The 3,039-nt window shown below is 37.7% G+C and carries 2 protein-coding genes; one reads left to right on the top strand and one right to left on the bottom strand.

Annotation, left to right across the window (positions count from 1 at the left end; all coding sequences use genetic code 11):
* The first annotated feature begins 4 nt into the window (after nucleotides 1–4).
* On the top strand, nucleotides 5–2,443 hold the full coding sequence (cas3, locus tag BpJC4_RS15535) for a CRISPR-associated helicase Cas3' (RefSeq protein ID WP_151681897.1): 2,439 nt from the start codon (nucleotides 5–7) through the stop codon (nucleotides 2,441–2,443).
* Between the two features lie 246 nt (nucleotides 2,444–2,689).
* Here the strand turns inward: cas3 and BpJC4_RS17230 are convergent, their stop codons facing one another.
* Nucleotides 2,690–2,806 carry a helix-turn-helix domain-containing protein gene (locus tag BpJC4_RS17230; protein WP_151681890.1) on the bottom strand — a complete coding sequence of 39 codons (117 nt, stop codon included), beginning with the start codon at nucleotides 2,804–2,806 and terminating at the stop codon, nucleotides 2,690–2,692.
* Between the last annotated feature and the right edge of the window lie 233 nt (nucleotides 2,807–3,039).

A 3,039-nucleotide genomic window follows, 5' to 3' on the forward strand; every position in this document is an offset into this window, starting at 1 on the left:
TATCATGGAATACATTGCGCATATTCGGAGAAGTGACCGAAAAATTCAGACAGTTAAGGAGCATCTATTGGATGCGAAAGAATTAGCTGAAACTTATGGTGAAAAAATCGGGGTGAAACATATAACCGGGCTTGCCGCATTGCTTCATGATCTTGGGAAATACACTGGCGCATTCCGCAACTATATTTTGGAAGCGGTAAACCATCCGGATTTGCCTCCAAAAAGAGGGAGTGTGGATCATTCTACTGCTGGAGGGAAGCTTTTATTTGAAATGTTTCATCCTTCGGCAAAAGCTAACCCTTATAAAGCATTATTGGCTGAAATTGTGGGCAATGCAATTATTTCCCATCACTCTTATCTTCAGGATTTCATCAGTCCGGAACTGGAACTAAAGTATTTAAATCGGGTCCAAAATAAAAAAATAGAAGAATTTGAAACGGCCAAAGCCAATTTCTTTGAAAGAGTGATGGACCAATCAAGTTTTATGAATTACGTCAACCAGGCTGAAGAAGAATTGAAACAGTTTATTATTCAAGATCCATCGAAACCTCTTGCCCATAAACTGATGTTTTTAACTAAATATATTTTCAGCGCTTTAATTGATGCGGATCGGACGAATACAAGGTTATTTGAGGAAAACATGCCGCATGGTAAGACTGATAATATTAAAGAATTATTTAGCCTGTATTATGAGAGGTTAATTTCTGTTATAAAGGAATTTCAGAAAAAACCAACTGCTAAAACTTCTATCAATTTACTAAGATCCGAGATGTCAGAACAGTGTGATGTGTTTGCAGATAAGCCTTCCGGTATTTATACACTGTCTATTCCAACCGGGGGCGGCAAAACGTTAGCCAGTTTGCGGTATGCTCTTAAACACGCTAAACTTTACGGTAAAAAACGCATTATTTATGTAGTGCCTTATACAACCATCATTGAACAAAATGCAGGAGAAGTACGAAAAATTTTACAGGATGAAGTCAATATTTTAGAGCACCATTCCAATGTGGTGGAAGACTCAGATGAAAACGATGAGTTACAGGATGGAATTATGAGTGTAAAGCAGAGGTTAAAACTCGCTAAGGACAATTGGGAAGTTCCTGTCATTTTTACAACGATGGTTCAATTTTTAAATGTTTTTTATGCGAAAGGCAGCAGAAATATTAGACGGCTTCACAACATGAGCGAAGCAGTTTTGATTTTTGACGAAGTACAGAAAGTTCCTGTATCTTGTGTGTCTTTGTTTAATGAAGCACTGAATTTTTTAAAAACATATTGTCACTCCAGCATCCTTTTATGCACTGCAACCCAGCCAGCGCTGGATTTTGTTGAACATAAATTGCAGTTAAAACCGGATGTGGAGATTGTTCGTAATTTGGACAAGGTAATTGAAGCGTTCAAAAGAGTTGAGATCATTGACAGGGCAACAGACGAAACCTTCAACACGGAAAAACTCACTGGTTTTATTAAAGGAAAAATTCAAAAAACTTCCAGTGTATTAGTCATTCTGAATACGAAGGGCGTTGTAAAAAAACTATATGAGCAGTTAAAAGCAAGTGGGAATGAAACCAAGATTTTCCATCTGAGCACATCTATGTGTGCGGCTCATCGTAATCAAATATTAAAAAATATACGAACTTGCCTTGGAAACGGAGAAAAAATCATTTGTGTAAGTACGCAGCTAATAGAAGCAGGAGTGGATGTAAGTTTTGATTGCGTGATCCGCTCTTTGGCGGGGTTGGACTCGATTGCGCAGGCAGCGGGCCGATGCAACCGCCACGGGGAAAAGAAAATGGGTTATGTTTATGTGATAGACCACAAAGAAGAAAATTTGGACCGACTGCCGGAAATTAAGAAAGGAAAAGATATATCCCAGAAGATTTTAACTGACTTAAAAAATGACCCGGGTTGTTATGATGGAAATATCCTTTCAACAAAAGCAATGGAGAAATATTTTAAAGAGTTTTATAGGGAGTTTGATTCAGACTTAGATTACTTTATCCCAAGTCTTGAAAAAAATATGATGGAGATGTTGACAAAGGATCCCAATCATTACAGCTATGCTGTTGCTTATTACAAAAATAAGAAAAAGAAATTTCCTTTGTTTTTAAGTAGCAGTTTTTATACAGCGGCGGAAAATTTCCACGTCATTGATGATAAAACAACTTCTGTTATTGTGCCTTTTCACGAAGGAAAAGACGTAATTGCGGAATTAACCAGCTTAACCAGCAATGCTACTATTGAAGATCTTGGTAAACTTATGAAAAAAGCCCAACAATTCACGATTAACCTTTACAGCCAAGAACTAAAGGATTTGGAGAAAAATGGGGGGATCGTAAGTTTGTTTGACGGCAAAATCTTAGCTTTAAAAGAAGGCGCTTACGACGAGGAATTTGGTTTAAATATTGCAAACGACAGCCAATTGGGTTTTCTGGCATTTTGAAAGGGGCAGTCCCAAAATAAACTGGGCAAAAGGGGTGCTCGTTTTTGATGATCGTGAAATTTGCTTCTTTTTCGCACGCGTCGCGAGCCTCCCCGCCCGTACCTCAGCACGAGGGGCCTCGCTTGGCTCGCATTCCCGCAGGAGTCACAGAAATTAACGATCATCGAATTCTCCCTGTTTTTAAAGGCTTTTGGGACTGCCCCTTTCATATCATATACTATATTTTTCAATCCGCGCTTTATGGGTTTACAAAATTAAGGACACGTAAAAGCTTATCCACTTGTAGACTGTAGCTTCTGGAAGGCCATATTTACTGCAGATCTGTTTTACTGGGGTTCCAGTTTGATAGAGTTGAACCACCATTCCTTAAAAGCGGCATTATGGTTTTTTTGGCTTTTCGTTAACGTTATCTATATCGATACACCTCCCTTCTATCTTTTATTTAACTAAAAAGGTGTCCGTGAAACTATGATACCCATTTAGCGACAAACCCATTATAACATTAAAAAGGAATGATAAAAGCTAATATTATATATTATATTGAAGATTCTGTTTTTAAGTAGTATGATGTAATTGTCAAAAAGATATAAAAACTG

The organism is Weizmannia acidilactici (genome assembly GCF_008974185.1).
GTDB lineage: Bacteria > Bacillota > Bacilli > Bacillales > Bacillaceae_C > Weizmannia > Weizmannia acidilactici.